The sequence below is a fragment of the Actinoalloteichus caeruleus DSM 43889 genome (assembly GCF_000429185.2).
Lineage (GTDB): Bacteria > Actinomycetota > Actinomycetes > Mycobacteriales > Pseudonocardiaceae > Actinoalloteichus_B > Actinoalloteichus_B caeruleus.
The window spans coordinates 4,004,666-4,024,280 of sequence record NZ_AUBJ02000001.1 but is presented as its reverse complement, the minus strand read 5'-3'; the positions used below and the strand labels follow the sequence as shown (position 1 = coordinate 4,024,280).

The following is a 19,615-nucleotide window of genomic DNA, read 5'->3' as shown; positions in this document are numbered from 1 at the left end:
CCGGCGGGACGCCGACGTCCTGATCCGCCGCCCGCCGCAGCCCTCCACGGGGGTGAGTGCCAAGCCCCACCCCCGTGCTCACCGCCCCGGGGCCTGGCCGCCGCCCGGGGCGAAGCCCTCATCTCGCGGCGTCACCACGCCTGCTCGGACGGAGCACCGGCTCCTCCGTCACGCAGGCGTCGGGTCGGTGAGCGCCGACGAGAGGTACCGGAGGAGGGCGGCGGCGAGTTCGCTCGGGTCGACCTGGTGGGTCTGGCCGGGCAGCAGCTCCACCGTGGCGTTGGGGAGCCGTTCCGCCAACTCCTCCACGGCCTTCGCCATCCAGGTGTCGCTGGCTCCGCCGCGGAGGACGAGGGTGGGGGTTTCGACGTCGCGGAAGACGTCGAGCGCCTCCGGCCGTCCCCGCATTGTGTCGCCCATGATGCGGCCGTCGTAGGCGACCGTGTGACCGATTCCTTCCAGCGCTGGCCAGAACGGCTGCTCGACCATGCTGTCCACGACCGACGCCGGTGTCAGGGCCGCCTCGGTCATGAGCAGCCGGACCGCGTCACCCGGGCGGCCGTCGGCCACCGCGCGGTCCAGGCGTTCGACGTAGTCGGGTGCGACCGGCTCGCGGTCGGAGGAGACGACGAAGGGTGGCTCGTAGCAGGCGAGGGCGTCGACCGGGAGACCCGCCTTGACGGCTCGGAGGGCCAGCACCGCGCCGGAGGAGACCCCGAACAGGGAAGCGCGTCCTCCGAGGTGGTCGATCAGGGCGGCGATGTCCTCGATCTCCCGCTCGACCGCGTAGGGAGGGGTGTCCCCGCTCTCGCCTCGTCCCCGCCTGTCGTAGGTGACGAAGCGGAAGGCGTGGCCCAGCTGCCGGCCGACCTCGCCGCCGCTGAAGTCCATCGCCCGGAACATCGTCGCCCCGTCCACGCTGATGACGACGGGCGCGTCGGCGGGTCCGGTCGCGCTGAAGGCGATGCGGGTTCCATCGGCGCTCGTCACGGTGTGAGTGGTCACTATGCTCCTCATCGACGTGAGTACCGATCGGTACTCTGGCGTCAGTACAGTACTGTTCAGTACTCTGGAGGTCAACATGGCTGAGTCGGTGTCCGCCGAGGGGTCGAGGAGCGAGGCCAAGCGCGAACTCATGCTCGAGCGCGCGCTCGAGGCCTTCGTCGCCAACGGCTACGTGGGAACCTCGACGGACCAGCTCGCCGCCGCCGCGTCGGTCTCGAAACAGACGCTGTACAAGGCCTTCGGGGACAAGGAGGGTGTGTTCACCGCGCTGATCCGCGCCGAGTGCGACCGGGTCCACAACCCGTTCCTGCCGCTCGTGGAGCGCATGGCCGAGGTGGGCACCGCCGAGGAGGCGGTGCGGGCGCTGGCTGAGCGGTTCGCCCGTTCGATCATGAACCCCCGTGTCCAACAGCTCCGGCGCCTGGTCATCGCCGAGGCGACCCGGTTCCCCCAGCTCGGGCTCCTCTACTGGGAACGGGGTTTCCTCCCGATGCTCGACGCCGTGGGTCGTTGCCTCTCCGTGCTCGACGTCCGTGGTCTGCTGGATGTGCCGGAGCCGGTGCTGGCGGCGAACCACTTCGCGGGGATGCTGCTCTGGATCCCCAGCAACCAGACGATGTTCGCCGCCGCGACCAGGCCGGTCTCCGAAGCGGAGCTGGCGCCGGCCCTCGACGCCGGTGTCGAGGCCTTCCTGCGCGCCTACCGACGTGACGCGGTGGTCGGCTGAGCCGTCGACGAGGAGGTTGGGGAGGCTCCGGGGAGGGGGCGGCCCACTCCGCGCCGGCGGGACCGGTTCGTGGAGGAGCGCCCGCCCGCTGGGCCCGGCTCGGCCGGTCTCGGCCGAGCCGGTGTCCGCGCTGGTCGGGGCTCCCCGCCCCAGTCGTCGTGCGTGGTGGAGTCCCCCTGGCCGCGGTGTCCGAGTGGTGGCGGAGTGGGCGCGACGCTCAGGAGGGTCGGGTCTCCCTGCCGTCCAGCCAGAGGATCTCCGACTCGTCCCGGTGCGACCCCGTGGTTCCGACGTGCTTCGCGTCGATCCGGGGTCCCTTCCTGATGACGTGCACCAGCGCCATGCCGTGGCCGCGTCCCAGGCCGTAGTCGGTGCGGAGCCAGTCGAGGATCACGCCCGCCTTCACCGAGGGGTCGTCGTAGCCCTTGGATCGCGCGATGTCGAGTAGTTGCCGTGGCGTGAGCCCCGTCTTGCGCTCGATGGTGTCGAGGTAGGCCTGAAAGGACATGTGTTCCTCCTGGTCCGGGTGTCGTCGACCGGACCGGTGCTCGTGGTCGCGGTAACGAAAGTACGGTACTGTTCGGTACCGACAATGTCGAGTGCGCGACCTGGCGGTCGTGTCCGCTGGCGATCGCCGCGCCGTGACCGAGCGAGTTGGGACCGCGCCATCACCGCCCTGAGGGGCTCCGCCGCCCCGGGCTCAGAGCAGTGGGGTCAGAGCCGCGTACCAGGTGTCGGCCATCCGCCGGTCCCCGTCCGCGTTGGGGTGCACACCGTCGTAGGTGTGGAGGTCCGTGTCGAAACCGGTCCAGTGGTCGGCGACCAGCACCGGCGAGTCCGCTGTGCTCCGGTCGGCAGCCCACGCCGGGACGGAGGCGTTCAGGTCCACCACCCGCTGGGCGCACTCGGGGCAGTTCGGCGCGTCCATCGGCAGGATCTGGGCGACGACCAGCCGGATCTCCGGGTTCGCCGTCCGCATCTGGCCGAGGAGGACGTCGTAGGCGCCGAGGATCTCCTCGGTGGAGCGGGAGCTCCACACGTCGTTGGTGCCGAAGTGCATGAGGACGACATCGGGGCCGGTGGCGGCCAGCCAACCGGGGAGCGCGTTCTGCCTGGCGACCTCGGTGACGAGAGCGCCACCGTGACCCTCGTGCTCGCCGTCGTACGGGAACCCGCAGCCCTGCGGGGCACGCGTGCCCACGAAGTCCACGTCCTGGTGACCGGATTCCTGGAGGTCACGCCACAACAGGGCCCGCCAGCAGCCCGGGGAGCCCGTGATCGAGTCGCCGAGCGCCATGACCCGGGTCGGCTCGGCGTGGAGGACCGGTGGGGCGGCACCGGCCGCCGGCGAGCCGACCAGCACCGTGAGCACCAGGGCCAGCACGGCGGTGAGGGGGGAACGTGTCCTCGTCGACATGGTCACCACTTCCGCTGCTCCGAGGCCGGGGACGACGTCGACGGGTGGCGGCGGAGCCGCGCGGCCCGTCACCCGGCGGGTGGGCCAGCGGTGGGGAGGACAACGTCGTCATGTCCGCATCCGAGTCAAACAACGCGCCGCTGTCGAAGGCAAGGGCGTCCTCGCTCGACACGGCGTTCGACCCGGGGTTCGAGGGCGGCACCGGCCACCGACCGCGCCCGGACGCTTCGTCGGAGCCGGAGCGCCGCGCCGTTCACCTGGCCACCGTTCGCGGGCGGAACGTGGGTGCCAGCGCTTCGGCGAGGCGGCGCAGCCACAGGTCGGCGTCTCCGACGATGGTGGGGTACTCGGCCACGAACTCCGCCCAGTCCACCTCCAACGCCAGGATCGCGGAGGCGTCGAAGTCGTCGGCGCCCCGCTCCAGCTCCGGGCGGAGGACCCGGCGGAGCAGGTCCAGCCGCAGCGGGTACGTCTCGGCGAGCAGGACGGCGTCGTAGAGGTCCTTGCCCTGCGGGTAGGAGTCGCTCGCGAGCCAGAGGATCTTCCAGGCGAGCGAGAGCCCGGGGCTGGCCGTGGCCAGTGGGATGGGTGCGTCACCGTCGAAGGGGGCGAGGCGCGTGATCACCGGGCGGTCGCGGAGCTCCTCGTTGAACACGAAGTCGAGCTGCACGCTGCCCGAGGGCAGCCCCGGCGCACGCCACGGGATGACGAGCCGGCGGCCCTCAGCGCGTTCGTAGGTCCAGATGGGATCCACGGCGACGTCGTCGGTGTCGAGGCGGATCGTCCGGTCCAGGATGGGTGCCGCGGCGACGGCGGTGACGAACTGGTCGAAGAAGCTCTCGGCCCACGGGCTGGTCGGGTTGATCTTGTGGGGGAACACGACGAAGTCGAGGTCGCCGGGTTCCCTCGCCTCCGGCAGCCAGGCCTTGAGCAGCCTGCTCCCCCGGAGCAGGAGGTGTTCGGCCCAGCTGGACCGGCTGACGACCCGCAACAGGTGGTCCATGACCAGTCGCCGGGTGTGGAACCAGCGTTGTCCCGTCAGCGCGTCGGTGAAGGCGGGCTCACCGGCGCGGAAGGCCCGGTCGTACTGCTTGAGCGCGGGGTCGAAGATGGGGGCCTGGGTGGCGCCGGTTCCGTGGGTCACGGGCAGGTAGGTGGCGGGGAACCGGGCGGTGCCCCTGGCCGGGGTCGGGGGCACGCCGTCGGTGAACTCGTCCCTGGCGAGCGGGACGCCCTGGAAGAGCCGCCAGGAGGACGCCATCTGGTGGTAGCTCCGCTCGAACCACCCGTCGTCGACGGCGGGGTTGTCGTCGACGACGACGAACTCCTCCTCGACGTCGAGCACCGGGCAGCCGGTGGCGCCGAGGCCGTCCAGGAGCATGTCCAGGCGCGCCCTGGCGGTCTGGCGGCCGACCTTGTAGCAGCGTTGGGTGACGAACCGTTCGTGGCCGCCCCCGGTGGCTGGGCGGCGGGCGTTCCTGGACACCCGGGCCCGGTGCTCGGCGGCCACCTTCGTGACCAGTCGGACGGTCTCCTCGTCCGGCAGGAGCAGCTTCACGTGGTGTTCGAAGTGGCAGTGGGTGGGCAGGGTGGCGGCGTCCTCCTCGGTGAGGGGTACGTCGGCGTTCCACGGGGCGGCCTCGATCTTGACCCGCACCACCTCGTACCCGTCCCGGGCCAGCCGGTCCGTCCAGGTCCGCGCCGAGGCGCGTTGTTCGGTGAGTGATCCGCAGCCGGGGTAGGTGAGCATCGGCTGGGACGCCGTCCTCCCCTGGGACAGCAGGATGTGGGTGAACTTCAGGTCGTGCGCCCGTGCCCAGGCCGCCAGCCGCCCGGGGTCCGAGTCCGCCCGCAGGGTCAGGTGAGTCTCGAAGTCACCGCGGAAGTCCGGCACCAACGCTCCCCGCATCCGTGGAGGCCGGGTTGGCCTCCGCTCGCGCCCTGAATCATGCCCGCCCGGTGCGACCCTCCCGGCGGGTGCCGGCCGGTTGTGAGTTCGTCTCGCGTTCGGTGGAGCGGGAGACGCCGAACGGAGTAGGAGGTGGCCTGCCTCGGCCGTCCGACTGGCCGTGTGGCCCGCCGTACCTACCCTGGGGTCGTGGCGGACACCGGACGCCTCGCGCGGGCGTGGGAGGAACAGGCGCGGAACTGGATCGCCTGGGCGCGCAGACCTGGCTTCGATTCCTGGTGGCACCTGCGGGAGCGCTTCATGGCGCTGGTTCCCGCGCCAGGAGTGGCCACGCTGGACCTGGGCTGCGGTGAGGGGCGGATCAGCCGTGACCTGCGGGCACGCGGCCATCGGGTGCACGGCGTCGACACGTCACCCACGCTGGTGGGCGCCGCGCGGGAGGCCGATCCCGGCGGTGCGTACGTGGTGGCCGAGGGCGCCGCGTTGCCCTTCGCCGACCGGACCTTCGACGTGGTCGTCGCCCACAACGTGCTGATGGACGTCGAGGACTTGGCGGGCACCGTGGTGGAGGTCGCGCGAGTGCTCCGCCCGGCGGGGCGTCTCTGCGTGTCCATCACGCACCCGGTCGTCAACGTGACCCGGCCAGCCTCCGGTGACCCGCGCGCACCCCGGGTCATGGCCCGCTCGTACTTCACGCGGGAGCGGTTCGAGGTGGAGCAGGTGCTCGACGGCAGCCGCATGGTCTGGAACGGCTGGTACCGGCCGTTGGAGGACTACACGCGGGCGCTGGAGGACGCGGGCCTGCTCCTCGAGGCGCTGCGCGAGCCCGATCCGGACTGGGTGACCAACGACCGGGACCGCCAGGTCCCCTGGCACCTGTGGCTCCGCGCGCGCTCGGTGTGAGGGACGCCGCGGCCGGCGCGGACGGCTGGCGGGTGCCGGCCGGGCCTGGCCGGGCACGAGGTGGACGGGCGCGGGGGCCGCCCGCTCACCTGCCTTCGGTGAGCAGGTCGAACAGCTCGTCCTCGGCGTCCGGGTCGGTGGGATCGCCGGCCCCGGGTCGCACCCGCAGCTCGGCGTGGGGGAGCAGCGCCCAACTCGCGGTCGCCGAGGGGAAGGGCACCTCGTCGTCCTCCCGCCAGTGCCAGAGGCACACCGGGTGGCGCACCTGGTCGGCGGAGAAGCCCCAGTTCCCGCCGACGAGCCGGCGGTCCTGGTCCACGCCGAGCGGTTCCCCGGAGGGCGGGCTGACGCCGTCCGAGGTCGTGGGCTGGTGGGAGGGGTCGGCCGCCTCGTCCGGACCGCGCTGGCCACCGTCCCCGGGGGTGGGAGGGAACGGGATTCCGGCCAGCACGGCGAGCCGGCGGGTCCTCCTCGCCAGGCCCACCGAGGTCGCGTAGGCGTACGGGGCGCCGACCGCGACGCCGACCACGTCGAAGCGCCCGAGGTCCAGGCGTTCGGCGAGGACGTCGAGCGGCGCGCACACGTCCAGCGGCGAGCGCCACCGTGCCGGCGAGGACAGTCCGTGGCCCGGGCGGTCCGGTACGACGAGGTCGAGGCCGTGCCGTTCCGCGCGGGCGAGCCAGGACTCCACGGTCCGGTCATGACGTGGCAGGCCGTGGTGCACCACGACGGCCGGTCCGCCGGGAACGCCGCCCCGTCGGTAGCCGAGCGTGGTCCCGTCGCCCAGGTCGATGCTCTGGCGCACCGCGTCCGCTCCCTCCCAGCGCCGTCGGGCGCACGCCGCCGGGCTCCGATCCTGATCAGTGCCGTGGTGGTTCCGGACAACCTGGGGACCGGGTTGACGAGAGGCAGCGCACGCCGCGGCCACGGCGGGTCACCGACGAGGACCGTCGGGACCCAGTGCGACTGTAGGTGCGCTACGCGTGCGAACGGCGGGACAGTGGTTGGTGACACAGGCGGTGGGACGGCGTCGTCCCCGGCCAGCCGGGGAGCCGGGCGGCTCGCCCGCTACCTCGGGGGACGCGCCTCGCGGTGGGCGGCGGGTCGGAGGCGGGTGGGTCCGGGTGGAGGTCTCAACGGGGGAAACACCGGGAGCACAACGCGTATCCGGCTGGCTGACCTCCCACCGACGGGAGGGCGAGCGCCCCGCAGGCGGACAGGACGAGGTAGGCGTCGCCCATGCGCACCCGGTTCTGCGGTCCGTCGACCCGGTGCAGCTGCCGGCGGAAGACGCCGGGCCACACCGACTCCCCCTCAGTCAGGCGGCCGGCCCGCTCGTATTCCAGGTCGGCGGCGCGACGGGGGACGGGAGCTGGACCGTCCGGTGCGGCCGCCGGGGGCGGACCGGTGAGGCGACGTGGCACCAGGACGTGTTCCGGCGCCTGGTAGTGGATCATTCGCGGACCCCGCTTCCCCGAAGTAGCGGCTGGGAGTGGACCTTCCGCGGGGGGCCCCGACGGGAGGTTGTCGGTCATTGGACGGCCGGCGTGCGCCGGGGCCGACCACTCTTGGAAGCAGCCAACGCGTCCGAGGTTCCGTGCTCTTCACCATCCGATGCCGACCGGGTGGTCGGGGATGCTGAAATTTTCATGCGAAAAATTCTGGCGCTCTCGGAGCCCGTGTTGGCCTCACTTGTGGCTACTTCACCTCAAAGTGTTAAACTTGAGAGAGTTTCAACTATCGATTCCCATGTCTGGGAAGGTCCAGCAAAGCGCCACCACGCGCTCCGGGCAACGACAGAATTGCCTAAACCGGCCCCCTCTTTTTCAAAGTATTTCCGAGTTTCTACCCCATTTGAGTGATCGAGGTGTCACTGGGGTGGACGTCCCCCGCTCGCTCAGTCCGCGACCGGGTCGTCCCGCCGGGTATCGGCCCGTACGTCAGTCCTCCCACCCGGCGCCGGGCCCTCGGTGACGACGTCCCGAACCACTCGAGCGTCCTCGGCGGACGGCCGCTCCCCGTGGTCCGAGCCCGGAGCCACCGACGGGGTGGGGGCACGTCGTGCTCGTTCGCGGCGCCGGTACCAACGGTGCACCGGCATCTCGACGAACCGGTACAGCGCCTCGGCCGCCACCGCCGTGGCCAACACGGCGCACAGGACTCCCAGCAGGGCGTTCGTCTCGGCCGTCACCCAGCGCAGGATGGGAAAACCCGCCGGGATGTGGGCGAGGTAGACGGCGTAGGTGCGTTTCGCGAGCACCGAGACCGGGCGGGCCCTGGCCAGGCCCCCGCGAGCCCGGAGCAGGAGGACCGTGACCAGAACCATGATCAACAAGGTGCGCTCGCTGGACGGCCCGTCCGGCAGCGTGTCATGCCCCAGACCGGCACCCACGAACAGCAGGTAGTGCGCCGTCCCGAGCGCGGTGCCGACGACAGGACCGAGGCGGCCGGAACGCACCAGTGAGATGAGTTGCCCGATGAACAGCACGGGCAGGTAGGTGAGCACCGTCCGAACCTGGCTGAGGGTGTCCGTCTCCACCACGGGGGTGAGGAGCAGCCCCACCCCCACGAGAACGGCCGCGACCGCCGGCGGCAACCAGGGCCTCGTCCGTGCGAGCGGGATGGTCGCGGCGATGAACAGGTAGAAACCGAACTGGATCGTCAACGTCCACGTGACGCTGAGCACGATTTTCTGCTCGGTCAGGAAGAAGTTGGCCAGCGTCAGCGAACCGAGCAGTGAATTGAGGTCCGCCGGGGTGTCCGCCCGCGCTCCCTGCGACACCCCCAACCCCACGAGGCACCACATCACGAGCACGGCGACCCAGAACGCGGGCAACAACCGGAAGGACCGGCGCAGCAGGAACTGCCCGGGACGTTCCGAGCCGGTCACGTAGGTGATGACCAGCCCGCTGATGAGGAAGAGGGACAACAGCCCGACCATGCCCAGATGCGGGTTCAGCCGGAGCGGCGCCACGACCAGGTCGTTCACCGCGTCGCGGAAACCCAGCGGGTGCCCCTCGAAACCGGTCCACTGCACGAAGTGGCGGTAGACGATGAAGAGCGCCGCGATGACCCGGAGAACGTCGAGCCCGTAGAGGTACTGCCTCGCGGGCGCGCCACCAGGCGACGACGGCCGTCCTGCGTCCGGGGCGCCCACTCCGCTGCCTCCTGTCTCCGCCACCGTCAGGGACTCCTCGACGAACGCCACGTCCGGAAGGAGGCGTGCGCCCGTCGCCGTGCCACCGTATCCGTCACCGTGCGGTCACCGCCCCTCTCCGGAGGCGTTCGGAGCCCCCGACGGCGGGGACGTCGCGTCGAGGGGATCCAGGGCACCGGCGACCGCCGCGCCGGCGGGTGGGGGCTGGTGTTCGGCCGGGGCCGGGTCGTCGCTCCCGCTCCCCCCGGAACCGCTCTCGGGGGCGGGACGGCTGGCATCGCCGTCCTCACCAGCGGGGACGTCGGTCCCATCGCACGGGGGCACCGCCGCGTCAGCGCGTCCACCCCCGTCGTCCGGGGAGCCGGCCGTGCCGGCCTCCCGGTCGGCCTCCCGGTCGGACGCCCGGTCGGACGCCCGGTCCTCGGTCTCGGTCGAGCCGGGCGCCGGGCTGGTGACGTCCACGGTCCGGTCCGGGGTGGTGTCGGTCGGCTCGCCGGGGTCATCGCCGGCCGCGCCCCCGTCCCGGGGGTGCTGGTCGTCCTCGCCGGGGCCGGCGGCCGCCCCCGGTTCATCCTGGCGCGGGGCCCCGGCGGGTGGGATGTCGTTCGCGGTGCCCACGACGGCGCTCGGCGCGTCGACCGTGCCACCGGGCGGCGGGGGGACGCCACCCGCGCCGCGACGTCGTTCCCACGCCCGGTACCAGCGGTGGCAGGGCATCTCCACGCACCGGTGCAGCAGCTCCGCCGCCGCGCCCATCGCGACCAGGGCGGCCGGCAGCGCCACCGCCAGGTGCGCCCGCGGGGCGAGGAGACCGAGGACGGCGAAGCCGATGGGTACGTGGATCAGGTAGAGGGCGTAGGTGCGTCGGGCCACGGCACCGACCAACCGGGAGCGGACCAGTCTGCCGTCGGCGGACAGCAGGAGCACCACGACCAGGGTGGTGATGACCAGGGTGCGGACGTGCCCCTCGCCCTCCGGGATGAGTTCGCTGGTGAGGCCCGCGCGCACGAAGAGCAGGAAGTGCGCCGCGCCCAGGGCCACACCCACCCCTGCCCCGAGCCGCCCCGACCGCACCAGCGACACCAGCTGCCCGACGAACAGCACCGGCAGGTAGGTGAGGATGGTCCGCAGGTGGTAGGCGGGGATGCCGTCGATGGTGTTGACCACGGAGAGGGCCACCGACAGCGCCGTCGCGGCCACCGCGGGAGGCAGCCACGGCCAGCGCCGCCCCCACGGCAGGGTCAGACCCACGTAGACGAAGAAGGTGAGCTGCACCGTCAGCGTCCACGTCACCCCCAGCACGATCCGCTGCTCGGACAGGAAGAAGTTGGCCAGCGTCAGGGAACCGAGCAGCGAGTTCAGGTCCGCTTCGGCGTCGCCCAACGCCGCGACCAGCCCGAACGCCACGAGGACCCAGGCGACGCAGACCGCCACCCAGAACGCCGGCAGCAGTCTCGCCGCCCGCCGCAGCAGGAACTGGACCGGTCGCTCCCTGTCCGTCACGTACGTGACGACCAGCCCGCTGATCAGGAACAACGTGCTCAGGCCCACGAACCCGAAGAACGTGTTCAGCCGGAGCGGCTCCCGGAAGGCGTCCCCCAGCCACGCGTCCACCGGCCATCGGAGGTCGTTGGCCCAGAGCCACTCGCCGACGTGCCGGTAGATGATGAACAGGGCCGCGAGGATGCGGAGCGCGTCCAGGCCGTACAGGTAGCGGCGCTCGGGCCGGGGCGAGGTCGTCTCGGGGACCGCGACGGCGGGAGCGGCCATGTTGTCCCCTTCCTGCCCCGTGCGGGCGAGCCACCGGTGCGCCCCGGTGGATGGCCGGCGGGCCGTCGTCCGCGATGGACCGACGATCGACCGGGGCGCCGGACGGGACTTCCCGTCGTGCGTCGCGGCGCGATGTTACCGAAGTGGTGCGGAGCGGACGATAACGTTGGCGGTACTCGCGACGATGTACTTCGAACACCGCGACCGCCCCTCCCGGGTGGCGGTCGCGCCGCGTCGGTGAGCGCCGCGCGCCGTGATCTCGCCGGGGGTCGTCCGGGCTCCGGCGGTGGGCCCGGGGCGTCTCCAGGGCGGGCCGTAGGGTGCCGTCATGTCCTCCCGCTCCTCCCACCGGCTGGGTACCGCCAGCACGCACCGCGCGGCCGGGTTCTGGGTGCTCGCCGTGGGCGGCGGGACGGCGTTGGCCGCGTTGGTGGCCGCCGCTCCCTTCCTCTTCCTGCTCGGCGCGCCGGGCGGCGTGGGGCCGCTGCTCGCCGAGCGCGCGGTCCAGTTCGGGAGCGCGGTGTTGATGGCGCTGCTCGTCGGTCAGGTCGTGGTGGCCTGCCTGTGGCTGTTCCCGGGGACGCCCCGGCCGGGCCGGTACGGGGGACTGGCGGCCGCCACCGGGCTCGTCGTGGCCGCCGGGTGGCTCGTCCTCGACGGGGGCTGATCCCTCGGGCCGAGCCGGGAACGCGGACGAGCCCCCGGCCGTGGACCGGGGGCTCGTGCGGGGAGCGGACGACGGGACTCGAACCCGCGACCCTCACCTTGGCAAGGTGATGCGCTACCAACTGCGCTACGTCCGCATCGCGGGTCCCGGGGGAACCCGCGAGGTTCGCCGGCCGACCGGATCGGCCCGCGCGTCGCCAACTGTAGACCATGCCGAGGACGGACCGGACGGCGGCCCGGGGAACACGGGGGCAGGCCGCCCGGCCCTGGCCCGGGCGGTCAGCCGCTGCGGTCGGGGCCGGCCTGGTCCGGGGTGACCCGCAGGATGACCCGCTGTTCCTTCTCCATCGCCCGGCGGTACTCGTCCCAGTCCGGGTGCTCCCCGGCGACGGACCGGTAGTACGACTCCAACAGGTCCATCGCCGCGGGCAGGGTGATGACCTCGCAGCGGCCGCGCAGCTGGAGCCAGTCCCCGAAGAACTCGTCCGGCAGCACGCACAACCAGACCGTCGGATCCCGCTCGATGTTGCGCACCTTGAACGCGGTCGCCCTGGTGCTGACGAGGACGCGCCCCCGGTCGTCGACCGAGGTCATCACGGGTGACATCTGGGGTGAGCCGTCCGAACGGCGGGTGGCCAGCACTGCCCGGTGCTGCCGGCGGACGGTCTCCATCGCGGTGGCGAGCTCCATGGTCGGTGATCCTGGCAGCCGCACCCGGCGCACGCGCGGCATGCCACACCGGGGAGAGGGAATCCGCCCGCCCGAAGCCCCCGAACGGTGGGCGCGGCGCGGTACCGTGGACGCACGCTCGGTAGTCGAGCCCGGGACGGCCGGGGCGTGGGAGACCTGGAGGTCGGATGGAGCGCGAGGTACGTGGTGCCGACGGTCGGAAGTGGAAGGTCTCCGGCCAGATGGAGTGGCGTCATCCACTCCAGCTCGACGAGTTCGAGCACGACGTCAGCGGGGGGAACACCCCGGGTGTCGTCATCTCCTCGTTCCTCGTGCTCTTCGTGGTGATGCTCTTCCTGTGGCGCCCCGAGGCCGTGGTGACCCCGGCGTGGCTGTTGCTGGGCCTGGTGCTCGTGCTGGTGTTCTTCCCCGCCCGGTGGCTGCTGCGCCGGCCCTGGACGTTGATGGCGGAGACCGACGGCGACGACGAGGAGCACCCGCCGGAGCGTTGGGTGGGCGTCGTCCGGGGTGTCGTCCAGGTCCGCCAGGACGCGGCGACGACCGCGCGCAACATCGAGGTCTACTCGCAGCCAAGCGGGGACGGACCCCTCCAACCGGTCGACTAGGACGGCGACGGGGGCGGCCCCCGTCGCCCCCGTCGGTCGGACGTTCGACAGGACGCCCTCGGCGGAACGCCGCACACTGGGGTGCGTGCCCGAGCTACCCGAGGTCGAGGCGATCGCCCACCACCTCCGCCAGCACGCGGTCGGCCGCACCGTGCGGCGGGTCGACGTCGCCTCCCCCACGGTCCTCAAGACCGTCGAACCGACCTGGTCCGCGCTCGTCGGACGTGAGGTCAGCGGGGTGGACCGGCACGGGAAGTTCCTCGACGTGCGCTGCTCGGGGCTGAGCCTGGTCGCGCACCTGGCCAGGGCGGGCTGGCTGCGGTGGCAGGACGTGCTGCCGGCGGCGCCGCCCCGGCCCGGTCGCGGTCCGCTGGCCCTCCGGGCGCACCTCGGGAACCCGGGGGAGGGGCCGGGTTTCGACCTCACCGAGGCGGGCACCAGGAAGGGCCTCGCGGTGTGGATCGTGACCGATCCGCTCGAGGTGCCGGGGATCGCCACGCTGGGACCGGATGCCCTGGACCTCGGAGAGGAGGAGCTCACCGAACTCCTGGCCGGTCGCACCGAACGCGTCAAGACCGTGCTGACCAGGCAGTCGCTGCTGGCCGGGATCGGCAACGCCTACTCGGACGAGATCCTGCACCGCGCGCGGCTGTCCCCGTTCGCCGTGGCGGGCCGGCTGTCCGGCGACGAGGTGGCCCGGCTGAGCCGGTCGATGCGGGAGGTGCTGGCCGACGCGGTGCGGCGCACCGAGGGGCAGGAGGTGGCCCGGCTCAAGGGCGAGAAGCGCGCCGGCATGCGGGTGCACGGACGGACGGGCCTGCCCTGCCCGGTGTGCGGCGACCAGATCCGCGAGGTCTCCTACAGCGACCGTTCGTTGCAGTACTGCCCGACCTGCCAGACCGGGGGCCGGCCGCTGGCGGACCGCCGGCTGTCCCGCCTGCTGCGTTGAGTGACGCCCGACCCCCGGGGTGCCCGGGTGGTGGGATTCCCGTTCAGCGGGCGCTGTCGGCGGGACGGGCCCGCCTCGCCGGTCCGGTCCCGGCGGCGCCCCGGACGAAGACCATCCGGGTCCCGACGGCGCCGTCCGCCGGGCTCAGCTGCGCCGAGAGCGTGCGGATCACGAGGATCGTCATGACGGCCACGACGCACGCCGAGAGGTTGAGCACGGCGTGCAGCACCACGCCGTCCGCCGCGGCCTGGAGCCCCTCCCGGAAGCCCCACAGCACGGCGAGCAGGGCCAGCAGCAGGTTCACCACCCAGGCCGACCACCAGGCGCGCACGAGCCCCGAGGGGCGCGGCCGACGGTCCGGGGGGCGCTCGGCCGCCGTGTGTTCCAGCTCCGCGAGCAACATGCCGGGGAGCACGAGGTTCACCCCGGGCACGAGCACACCCGCGAACACGTGCCAGGCGGGGCGGGACGACCGGACCCCGGCGTTCTCCTCCGCCGCCGCCCTGGCCCGCGACAGCCAGAGCAGGCAGCTGGTGGCGGAGAGCGCGGCCGCGACCAGCAGCAGCGCCGAGGCCGTGTACACGAGGGCGTCGGAGAGGCGGACCGAGTCCGCGGCCACGCCCGCGTCCCGGCTGCTCACCAGGAGCGCGTACCGCCAGCCCTCGGCGCCGGCGGCCAGCAGGGCCAGCAGGGCGGTCAGGGAGAGGCAGCGCATCGAGAATCCGGCGAGCCAGTGCTGCCGGCTCGCCGGATCCACCGGTGGGGGAGGGGTGAAGGGCAGGGCGCTCGGCGTGCGCCACGCCACGAGGGGGAAACCCCACCGTGGAGTCGCCGGGTAGGAAGGGGGCCCGGTGTACCGGGGCGCGGCCCGGCCCGGTCGCGCCACGTGCGGGAGGGTGGGCGAGTCGAGCCCGTCGAACCGCGTGTCACCAGCCATCGCTCGATCCTCCCGCTCGTGGTGTTCCGCGCCCTGGTGCGTTCAGAGCACGGACGGTTCGGTGCCGGCCCGCTCGGACACCATCGGGTTGCCGGTGGCGGCCCAGCCCTTCATGCCGGTGTCCACGTTGAACGCGTCCCATCCGTTGCCGTTCAGGAACGAGGTGGCCCTGGCGGAACGGCCACCGCTGCGGCAGACCACGAGGATCTCGTCGTTCTCGGGGAGTTCGTCGAGGCGGCCGGCGAGCTCCCCGAGCGGGATGTGGAGGGCGTCGGGCGCGTGACCCGCCTCCCACTCGTCCCGTTCGCGGACGTCGAGGAGGGTCACGCCGTCGGTCAGCCGTTCCCGGACCTCGGTCACGGCGATGCTGGGTACCTGGTGTGGGTGCACCCCTCGATGCTGCCACGCCGGTGCTGCCCCCGGTGTGTGGGCGGGTGCGGCACCGGCGCGGCCCGGGGGTCATCACCCGTTCTCGGCCAGGTACGTGTCCAACCGGGCGATCTCGCGGGTGGTCACCGGGAGCTCCCGGTGGGCTGGGTGCCCACCAGGCCGCGCGCGTGGAGCTGGTGCGGCGTCCACTCGGTCGGCCCCGCGCCCTGGGTGGGCCCGGTCAGCGGTTGATCAGCGCGCGGACGGTGGTGACGAGGTCCGGGTCCGCCGTCTCCGGTGAGCCGGCGTCCCCTGGCGTCTCGGGCGCGTACTCGATGGCCAGCTGGATGGTGTCGGCCATCCGACCGCCCCACAGCTCCCTCGCGAGCAGGAGCCCCATGTCGATGCCGGCCGAGACCCCGGCGGCCGTGATGGTGTTCCCGTCGACGACGACCCGGTCGGTGACGACCTCGGCGCCCAGCTCGGCCAGGGTGCCGCGGACCGCCCAGTGGGTGGTGGCGGGACGGCCGGTGAGCAGCCCGGCGGCGGCGAGGAGGGTGGAGCCGGTGCACACCGAGGTCGTCCACCGCGCCGTGGGGTGCGCGGCGGCGAGCCAGGCGATGAGGGCGTCGTTCTCCAGGGCGGGTCGCCAGTGGCCGCTGCCGGGCACGACGATCACGTCCGGATCGGGCAGCTCGGCCAGGGTGGTGTCCGCGTGCAGGACCGCCCCCGAGTCGCAGGCGACGGGGCCGGTCCGCTCGGCGACGAAGTGCGTGGTCAGTTCGGGGTGGCCGGCCAGCACCTCGTACGGGCCGATCAGGTCCAGTGCGGTCATGTTCTCGTACAGCACGAAGGCCGCGCGCATGGTGTCTCCTCTCGTTGTCGCCCCCGGACGGAGGCGGGCGGGGTCGTGGTGTCCGGCCGGTCCGAGCGCGCCGGGACGTTCCTGGCGGGTATTGGTGGTCGCGTGTGCGGGCCGGTTGTGCGGGGCGAGGTGACGCGGCATCGCCAGGACGCCACCGGATCGGGGTCGGCCCCGGGCCGAGGGCAGCCCCGGTCGGAGCCGGGAGCGAGGTCGGCCCGCCGGCCCGGCCCACGTGTGGTCAGCGCTGGTCCTGGTCAGACCCCTCGGGTGCTGTGGAACCTGGCCCGGTAGGCCCCGGGGGGCACCCCGAGTTCACGGAGGAAGGCGCGCCGCATGGTCTCGGTGGTGGCGAAACCGGTCTGGTTGGCGATGCGGTCCAGCCCGTCCGAGCCGGCCTCCAACAGGGCCCGGGCGGCGGCGACTCGACTCGCCTCCACGTACCGGCCCGGGCTGGACCCGGTTTCGCGGAGGAACAGCCGGCTGAGGTGGCGCGGGCTGACGGACACCAGGGCGGCGAGCGCCGGCACGGACAGGTCGGCCGCCGGCTGGGTGGTGATGTGGTCCGTCACCCGCCGCAGCCCGGGGTCGGCGACCGGCCGGGACCGCGACCAGGCGCTGAACTGGGACTGGCCGCCGGGTCGTTGGAGGAAGACCACCATCCACCGGGCGATCATGCGGGCGACCTGGGGACCCTGGTCGTCCTCCACGAGCGCGAGTGCCAGGTCGATGCCGGCGGTGACGCCGGCCGAGGTGGTCAGGTTCCCGTCCTTGACGAAGATGGCGTCCGGTACGACGCGCACCGTCGGGTGGCTCTCGGCGAGTTCCTCGCAGTGCGCCCAGTGGGTGCCGGCGCGACGGCCGTCCAGCAGCCCGGCGGCGGCGAGGACGAAGGCGCCGGTGCACACGGAGGCCACCCGACGCGCCCCGGCCGCGAGCCGGCCGATCTCCGCGACCAGAGCGGTGTCCCGGGCCGCCTCCCGGTACCTCGGGCTGCCCACCACCAGCAGGGTGTCCGGTGGAGTGCGGATGTCCGCGAGTGCGGCGTCGGTGGCCAGCCGCACCCCCGACGACGTCCGCACCATGCCGCCGGCCGGGGAGGCGGTGCTGACCCGGTACGAGTTCGGCCGGACCTGGCTCGCCGCGTCGAAGACCTCCAGCGGGCCCGCCGTGTCGAGCAGCACGCTGCCCTCGTACAGCACGAGGAGGATGGTCCGCTGCCGGGTGTCGCTGTCCACGCCGTCCACGATGCGGGCCCCCGGCGTGGTCCGCAATGACCAGTACCCCTCGGATCAGGACATGCCGGCTGGTGCCGCCTCGGGGTGACGCGGGGGACCCCGCCAGGTCGGACCCCGAGGCGAGCGCACGGGCCGGTTCACCCCCGTGGGGTCAGTGCTCGGTGGCCTTCTCCGCTCCGGCACCGGACAGGGCCCGGACCTCCATCTCCCGGAACTTGGCCTCGTCGGGGCGGTCCTTGCTGAGCACGGTGCCCAGGTAGCCGAGCAGGAAGGACAGCGGGATGGAGACGATGCCCGGGTTGGACAACGGGAACCAGGCGAAGTCCGCGCCGGGGAACATCGCGGTCTCCGACCCCGACACGGCTGGGGAGAAGATGATCAGGGTCACGGTGATGCCCAGCCCGCCGTACATGCTCCACAGCGCGCCGGTCGTGCTGAACCGCTTCCAGAACAGCGAGTACAGGATGGTCGGCAGGTTCGCCGAGGCGGCCACCGCGAAGGCGAGCGCGACCAGGAAGGCGACGTTCTGCCCGTTGGCCGCGATCCCGCCGAGGATGGAGACCAGGCCGACGACGACCGCCGTGATCCGGGCGACCCGGACCTCCTGCTGCTTGTCGTCGAGCTTCCCCCGCTTGATGACGTTGGCGTAGATGTCGTGCGCGAAGGAGGCGGAGGCCGTGATCGTGAGCCCCGCGACCACCGCGAGGATGGTGGCGAACGCGACGGCGGCGATGAACCCGAGCAGCAGCGGCCCGCCCAGCTCCGCCGCCAGCAGCGGTGCCGCCGAATTGACCCCGCCCGGGGCGTCGAGGATGGTGTCCCGCCCGACGATGGCGGCAGCCCCGTAGCCCAGCACCAGGGTGAACAGGTAGAACAGCCCGATCAGCCAGATGGCCCACTGCACGGACCGCCTGGCCTCCTTCGAGTTGGGCACCGTGTAGAACCGCATCAGGATGTGGGGCAGCCCGGCCGTCCCCAGGACCAGCGCGATCGCGAGGGACAGGAAGTCCAGCCTGGTCAGTTCGGAGATGCCGTACTGGAGGCCGGGGTTCAGGATCTCCTCGGTGCCGCTGGCGTCGACGGCGGCGCCCAGCAGCGACGACAGGTTCATGCCGTACATGGCCAGCACCCACAGGGTCATGACCCCGGCTCCGGCGATGAGCAGCACCGCCTTGATGATCTGCACCCAGGTGGTGCCGCGCATCCCGCCGATGAGGACGTAGAGGATCATCAGCGCGCCGACCACGGCGATGACGATCGACTGGCCGACCCGGTCCTGGATGCCGAGCAGCAGCGCGATCAGCCCGCCGGCGCCCGCCATCTGGGCGAGCAGGTAGAAGAAGGAGACGGAGAGGGTGGAGATGGACGCGGCGACCCGCACGGGACGCTGCCGCATCCGGAAGGACAGCACGTCGGCCATGGTGTAGCGGCCGGTGTTGCGCAGCAGCTCCGCCACCAGCAGCAGCGCGACCAGCCACGCGACGAGGAACCCGATGGAGTAGAGGAACCCGTCGTACCCGTGGACGGCGATCGCCCCGGCGATGCCGAGGAAGGACGCCGCGGAGAGGTAGTCACCGGAGATGGCGACGCCGTTCTGGGACCCGCTGAACGCGCGGCCGGCCGCGTAGTAGTCGGCGGCTGTCCGGGTGTTCCGGCTCGCGCGGAAGACCGCGATCATCGTGATCAGCACGAAGATCCCGAAGATCCCCATGTTCAGGTAGGGCGATCCGCCCGCCGTCTGCGCGAGCAGCGGCCCGGTGGTGGTGGTGGGGTGCGTCATCCGCGTCCTCCCTCGACGCGTTCCCGGACCGCCTCGGCCAGCGGGTCGAGGCGGCGGTTGGCGAACCGGATGTACAGCACGGTGATCAGGAAGGTCGTCACGAACTGGAGGAGGCCGAGCAGCAACCCGAGGTTGACGTTCCCCAGGACCCTGATGCTCATCAGCCCGTGCGCGTAGTCCGCGAGGATCACGTACAACAGGTACCAGGTGAGGAAGAGGCCGGTGGTGGGGAAGACGAAGGTCCGCAACCGGCGCCGCAGTTCGACGAAGTCCGGGCTCTCGTGGGCCTCGTGCCACGTCGTCGGCGACGGGCCGCCGTCGTCCGGTGGTGTCGTGCTCACCGCTACCTCCCAGCGTCGCGAGTGCCCCCATGCTGGTATTGGCTACGTCACATTCGTAAGCCTCCAAACGGGGGCTTAGGGCAGCCGGGTAGCCGAACGATCGCTGTCCTTTTTGGCCGGTTCTCCTCGACGGAGAGTGAGGGGCTGACGCGGGGATGACCCACCTGGCCGCTTGCCTGGCTACCCCGGCGTGCGGTACCGCGATGGCGTCTCCCGGGTGACCGAGCGCAGTGGTCACCGGGGGAGGTCGCTGCCCCGCCCTCCCCCGGACGGGACGTCGTCGGCTACCC

The 19,615-nt window shown here is 72.5% G+C and carries 20 protein-coding genes and 1 tRNA gene; 5 read left to right on the top strand and 16 right to left on the bottom strand.

The window, feature by feature from the left end; translation table 11 throughout:
- Nucleotides 1-168 precede the first annotated feature (168 nt).
- A complete protein-coding gene (locus tag G443_RS15900; protein WP_051313533.1) occupies nt 169-1,005 on the bottom strand; it encodes an alpha/beta fold hydrolase in 837 nt (278 codons plus the stop codon).
- Nucleotides 1,006-1,081: 76 nt separating this feature from the next.
- Here G443_RS15900 and G443_RS15895 point away from each other — a divergent pair, with 76 nt between their 5' ends.
- On the top strand, nt 1,082-1,732 hold the full coding sequence (locus G443_RS15895; RefSeq protein WP_026417797.1) for a TetR/AcrR family transcriptional regulator: 651 nt from the start codon (nt 1,082-1,084) through the stop codon (nt 1,730-1,732).
- Between the two features lie 217 nt (nt 1,733-1,949).
- On the opposite strand, the gene G443_RS15890 is transcribed toward G443_RS15895, so the two are convergent.
- From G443_RS15890 to G443_RS25525, 3 genes are all read right to left on the bottom strand, one after another.
- Nucleotides 1,950-2,240 carry a DUF4287 domain-containing protein gene (locus G443_RS15890; RefSeq protein WP_026417796.1) on the bottom strand — a complete coding sequence of 97 codons (291 nt, stop codon included), beginning with the start codon at nt 2,238-2,240 and terminating at the stop codon, nt 1,950-1,952.
- Between the two features lie 192 nt (nt 2,241-2,432).
- On the bottom strand, nt 2,433-3,149 hold the full coding sequence (locus tag G443_RS15885) for an SGNH/GDSL hydrolase family protein (protein ID WP_030104733.1): 717 nt from the start codon (nt 3,147-3,149) through the stop codon (nt 2,433-2,435).
- A gap of 253 nt (nt 3,150-3,402) precedes the next feature.
- Nucleotides 3,403-5,043, bottom strand: coding sequence for a nucleotidyl transferase AbiEii/AbiGii toxin family protein (locus tag G443_RS25525; RefSeq protein WP_155886042.1), 1,641 nt, complete (start codon nt 5,041-5,043; stop codon nt 3,403-3,405).
- A 204-nt stretch (nt 5,044-5,247) separates the two neighbouring features.
- On the opposite strand from G443_RS25525, the gene G443_RS15875 reads away from it, so the two are divergent.
- Nucleotides 5,248-5,961, top strand: a complete 714-nt coding sequence (locus G443_RS15875; RefSeq protein WP_026417794.1) for a class I SAM-dependent methyltransferase — start codon at nt 5,248-5,250, stop codon at nt 5,959-5,961.
- An 85-nt stretch (nt 5,962-6,046) separates the two neighbouring features.
- Here the strand turns inward: G443_RS15875 and G443_RS15870 are convergent, their stop codons facing one another.
- The 4 genes from G443_RS15870 to G443_RS15855 all read right to left on the bottom strand — a co-directional run bounded on the left by G443_RS15870 (nt 6,047) and on the right by G443_RS15855 (nt 10,888).
- The gene (locus G443_RS15870; protein WP_026417793.1) at nt 6,047-6,766 is read right to left on the bottom strand and encodes an alpha/beta fold hydrolase; all 720 of its coding nucleotides are present in this window, start codon (nt 6,764-6,766) and stop codon (nt 6,047-6,049) included.
- Between the two features lie 328 nt (nt 6,767-7,094).
- Nucleotides 7,095-7,418, bottom strand: a complete 324-nt coding sequence (locus G443_RS15865; RefSeq protein WP_026417792.1) for a hypothetical protein — start codon at nt 7,416-7,418, stop codon at nt 7,095-7,097.
- A gap of 440 nt (nt 7,419-7,858) precedes the next feature.
- Complete coding sequence (locus G443_RS15860; protein ID WP_026417791.1) at nt 7,859-9,169, bottom strand: acyltransferase family protein; 1,311 nt, start codon at nt 9,167-9,169, stop codon at nt 7,859-7,861.
- A 54-nt stretch (nt 9,170-9,223) separates the two neighbouring features.
- Nucleotides 9,224-10,888: an acyltransferase family protein gene (locus G443_RS15855; protein ID WP_026417790.1), complete on the bottom strand. Its 1,665-nt coding sequence runs from the start codon at nt 10,886-10,888 to the stop codon at nt 9,224-9,226.
- A gap of 328 nt (nt 10,889-11,216) precedes the next feature.
- Between G443_RS15855 and G443_RS15850 the strand changes: the two genes are divergently transcribed.
- Nucleotides 11,217-11,555 (top strand): hypothetical protein, encoded by a 339-nt coding sequence (locus tag G443_RS15850; protein WP_026417789.1) that lies wholly within the window; start codon nt 11,217-11,219, stop codon nt 11,553-11,555.
- Nucleotides 11,556-11,618: 63 nt separating this feature from the next.
- Here the strand turns inward: G443_RS15850 and G443_RS15845 are convergent.
- Both G443_RS15845 and G443_RS15840 read right to left on the bottom strand, forming a co-directional pair.
- Nucleotides 11,619-11,691: transfer RNA gene (locus G443_RS15845), tRNA-Gly, on the bottom strand.
- A gap of 142 nt (nt 11,692-11,833) precedes the next feature.
- Entirely contained in the window at nt 11,834-12,244 is a 411-nt protein-coding gene (locus G443_RS15840; RefSeq protein WP_026417788.1) for a PPOX class F420-dependent oxidoreductase, read from the bottom strand.
- Between the two features lie 167 nt (nt 12,245-12,411).
- Here G443_RS15840 and G443_RS15835 point away from each other — a divergent pair, with 167 nt between their 5' ends.
- Nucleotides 12,412-12,849: a hypothetical protein gene (locus G443_RS15835; protein WP_026417787.1), complete on the top strand. Its 438-nt coding sequence runs from the start codon at nt 12,412-12,414 to the stop codon at nt 12,847-12,849.
- Nucleotides 12,850-12,934: 85 nt separating this feature from the next.
- The gene (locus tag G443_RS15830; protein ID WP_026417786.1) at nt 12,935-13,798 is read left to right on the top strand and encodes a DNA-formamidopyrimidine glycosylase family protein; all 864 of its coding nucleotides are present in this window, start codon (nt 12,935-12,937) and stop codon (nt 13,796-13,798) included.
- Between the two features lie 43 nt (nt 13,799-13,841).
- On the opposite strand, the gene G443_RS15825 is transcribed toward G443_RS15830, so the two are convergent.
- From G443_RS15825 to G443_RS15800, 6 genes are all read right to left on the bottom strand, one after another.
- On the bottom strand, nt 13,842-14,735 hold the full coding sequence (locus G443_RS15825; RefSeq protein WP_051313531.1) for a DUF4328 domain-containing protein: 894 nt from the start codon (nt 14,733-14,735) through the stop codon (nt 13,842-13,844).
- 42 nt (nt 14,736-14,777) lie between these two features.
- Nucleotides 14,778-15,125 carry a rhodanese-like domain-containing protein gene (locus tag G443_RS15820; protein WP_030104729.1) on the bottom strand — a complete coding sequence of 116 codons (348 nt, stop codon included), beginning with the start codon at nt 15,123-15,125 and terminating at the stop codon, nt 14,778-14,780.
- A gap of 220 nt (nt 15,126-15,345) precedes the next feature.
- Nucleotides 15,346-15,969 (bottom strand): DJ-1/PfpI family protein, encoded by a 624-nt coding sequence (locus G443_RS15815; protein WP_026417783.1) that lies wholly within the window; start codon nt 15,967-15,969, stop codon nt 15,346-15,348.
- A 254-nt stretch (nt 15,970-16,223) separates the two neighbouring features.
- A complete protein-coding gene (locus G443_RS15810; protein ID WP_026417782.1) occupies nt 16,224-17,204 on the bottom strand; it encodes a GlxA family transcriptional regulator in 981 nt (326 codons plus the stop codon).
- Nucleotides 17,205-17,355: 151 nt separating this feature from the next.
- Nucleotides 17,356-18,984 carry a monocarboxylic acid transporter gene (locus tag G443_RS15805; RefSeq protein WP_035291475.1) on the bottom strand — a complete coding sequence of 543 codons (1,629 nt, stop codon included), beginning with the start codon at nt 18,982-18,984 and terminating at the stop codon, nt 17,356-17,358.
- Entirely contained in the window at nt 18,981-19,325 is a 345-nt protein-coding gene (locus tag G443_RS15800; RefSeq protein WP_026417780.1) for a DUF485 domain-containing protein, read from the bottom strand. The genes G443_RS15805 and G443_RS15800 overlap by 4 nt, the downstream gene beginning before the upstream one ends.
- Between the last annotated feature and the right edge of the window lie 290 nt (nt 19,326-19,615).